Genomic DNA, 3,313 nt, shown 5'->3' with positions numbered 1-3,313 from the left:
AAAAGCGACGCAAACGTGAGGGATGACGGCCTTCGGGTTGTAAACCTCTTTCAGCAGGGACGAAGCGTAAGTGACGGTACCTGCAGAAGAAGCGCCGGCCAACTACGTGCCAGCAGCCGCGGTAAGACGTAGGGCGCGAGCGTTGTCCGGATTTATTGGGCGTAAAGAGCTCGTAGGCGGCTTGTCGCGTCGACCGTGAAAACCTGGGGCTCAACCCCAGGCCTGCGGTCGATACGGGCAGGCTAGAGTTCGGTAGGGGAGACTGGAATTCCTGGTGTAGCGGTGAAATGCGCAGATATCAGGAGGAACACCGGTGGCGAAGGCGGGTCTCTGGGCCGATACTGACGCTGAGGAGCGAAAGCGTGGGGAGCGAACAGGATTAGATACCCTGGTAGTCCACGCTGTAAACGTTGGGCGCTAGGTGTGGGGGGCCTCTCCGGTTCCCTGTGCCGCATCTAACGCATTAAGCGCCCCGCCTGGGGAGTACGGCCGCAAGGCTAAAACTCAAAGGAATTGACGGGGGCCCGCACAAGCGGCGGAGCATGCGGATTAATTCGATGCAACGCGAAGAACCTTACCTGGGTTTGACATGGCCGCAAAACTGTCAGAGATGGCAGGTCCTTCGGGGGCGGTCACAGGTGGTGCATGGCTGTCGTCAGCTCGTGTCGTGAGATGTTGGGTTAAGTCCCGCAACGAGCGCAACCCTCGTTCGATGTTGCCAGCGCGTTATGGCCGGGGACTCATCGGAGACTGCGGGTCACTCGAGAAGGTGGGGATGACGTCAGTCATCATGCCCCTATGTCCAGGGCTCACGCATGCTACAATGGCCCGGTACAATGGGCTGCGATACCGTGAGGTGGAGCGAATCCCAAAAAGCCGGTCTCAGTTCGGATCGGGGTCTGCAACTCGACCCCGTGAAGTCGGAGTCGCTAGTAATCGCAGATCAGCAACGCTGCGGTGAATACGTTCCCGGGCCTTGTACACACCGCCCGTCACGTCACGAAAGTCGGCAACACCCGAAGCCGGTGGCCCAACCCTTGTGGAGGGAGCCGTCGAAGGTGGGGCTGGCGATTGGGACGAAGTCGTAACAAGGTAGCCGTACCGGAAGGTGCGGCTGGATCACCTCCTTTCTAAGGAGCACCATCCACCGAAAGGTGGCATGGAGCCCGCGGCCCGCGAATGTCGGGTCGGGGTGCTCAGATGGCGGAGACACTGGCAAGTCTGCCGCCGGCAACGGCCAGAAATTTTCCTAGTACAGCTGCCTTCGGGTGGTGGGAACGGGGTTCTGGTGCGGCTGGTGGTGGATGTAAGCACCCTGTTGGGTCCTGAAAGAACAACCCGAGATGGTTGTTGTTTCAGAGCCTTCGAACGGACCTCGGGTCCGTGAGGCGCCAGGCGCGGCCTGGTCTCGCATACCGCCGGCGGTTAGCTGGGTTTGGTGTGGGGCTGTGGGTTGTGGGTTGGTTGTTTGTTGAGAATTGCACAGTGGACGCGAGCATCTTTGTGGTCAAGTTGTCAAGGGCGAACGGTGGATGCCTTGGCACCAGGAGCCGATGAAGGACGTGGGAGGCCGCGATAGGCCTGGGGGAGCTGTCAACCAAGCTGTGATCCCAGGGTGTCCGAATGGGGAAACCCGGCATCAGTCATGTGATGTCACCCGCACCTGAACACATAGGGTGTGTGGGGGGAACGCGGGGAAGTGAAACATCTCAGTACCCGTAGGAAGAGAAAACAATTTAGTGATTCCGTGAGTAGTGGCGAGCGAAAGCGGATTGAGGCTAAACCGGCTGCGTGTGATACCTGTCAGGGGTTGCGTGGTCGGGGTTGTGGGACCCTGCTGAGCAAGCTGACACTTGTTCGAGAAGTTACAAAGCCAGTGGTTAGTCGAACAGTCTGGAATGGCTGACCGTAGACGGTGATAGTCCGGTAGGTGAAAGTTGCTGGTCTTCTGTGGGTGTTCCCGAGTAGCGGCGGACTCCTGAAATCTGCCGTGAATCTGCCAGGACCACCTGGTAAGCCTAAATACTTCCTGGTGACCGATAGCGGACGAGTACCGTGAGGGAATGGTGAAAAGTACCCCGGGAGGGGAGTGAAATAGTACCTGAAACCGTTCGCCTACAATCCGTCGGAGCCTTGCGGGGTGACGGCGTGCCTTTTGAAGAATGAGCCTGCGAGTTAGTGGCATGTGGCGAGGTTAACCCGTGTGGGGGAGCCGTAGCGAAAGCGAGTCTGAATAGGGCGTTTTTAGTCGCATGCTCTAGACCCGAAGCGGAGTGATCTAGCCATGGGCAGGCTGAAGCGCGGGTAAGACCGCGTGGAGGGCCGAACCCACCAACGTTGAAAAGTTGGGGGATGACCTGTGGTTAGGGGTGAAAGGCCAATCAAACTCCGTGATAGCTGGTTCTCCCCGAAATGCATTTAGGTGCAGCGTCGCGTGTTTCTTGCCGGAGGTAGAGCACTGGATGGTCTAGGGGGCCCACAAGCTTACCGAAATCAGCCAAACTCCGAATGCCGGTAAGTGAGAGCGCGGCAGTGAGACTGCGGGGGATAAGCTTCGTAGTCGAGAGGGAAACAGCCCAGATCACCAGCTAAGGCCCCTAAGCGTGTGCTAAGTGGAAAAGGATGTGGGGTCGCATAGACAACCAGGAGGTTGGCTTAGAAGCAGCCACCCTTTAAAGAGTGCGTAATAGCTCACTGGTCAAGTGGTTCCGCGCCGACAATGTAGCGGGGCTCAAGCACACCGCCGAAGCTGTGGCATTCACATTTTAACTTCGCCTGGCCTTGATGCCAGGTGCAGGTGTGTGGATGGGTAGGGGAGCGTCGTGCCGGGGGTGAAGCAGCGGGGTGACCCAGTTGTGGACGCGGCACGAGTGAGAATGCAGGCATGAGTAGCGAAAGAAGGGTGAGAAACCCTTCCGCCGGATGACCAAGGGTTCCAGGGCCAGGCTAATCCGCCCTGGGTGAGTCGGGACCTAAGGCGAGGCCGAGAGGCGTAGTCGATGGACAACGGGTTGATATTCCCGTACCCGCGAAAGAGCGACCCTGACGAACCTCGTTGTGCTAACCACCCGAACTGCCGGCGGTCTTCGGACCAAAGGTGGGGAGCGTGGGAACCTGGCGGGTAGTAGTCAAGCGATGGGGTGACGCAGGAAGGTAGCTGAGCCCGGCCGGTGGTTGTGCCGGGGTAAGCGTGTAGGCCGGTGTGTAGGCAAATCCGCACACCATATGGGCTGAGACGTGATGCCGAGCCGATTCAGGTGAAGTCAGTGATCCTATGCTGCCGAGAAAAGCCTCTAGCGAGTTCTTAGCGGCC

General features: G+C 58.8%; 1 rRNA gene and 1 other annotated feature (both only partly in view). The gene reads left to right on the top strand.

Annotated elements, in window-relative coordinates:
- Positions 1–1,130, top strand: a 16S ribosomal RNA gene (locus MCBG_RS07785) (it extends 416 nt beyond the left edge of the window).
- Between the two features lie 375 nt (positions 1,131–1,505).
- Positions 1,506–3,313: a sequence feature (mutual gap in cmsearch alignment for this rRNA model is longer than 100), on the top strand (it continues 1,206 nt past the right edge of the window).

This window comes from Micromonospora sp. M42, from assembly GCF_000568915.1.
In the GTDB taxonomy this organism is placed as follows: Bacteria; Actinomycetota; Actinomycetes; order Mycobacteriales; family Micromonosporaceae; genus Micromonospora; species Micromonospora chalcea.
The sequence above is the reverse complement of the archived record's forward strand: the minus strand, read 5'-3'. Positions and strand labels throughout refer to the sequence as shown.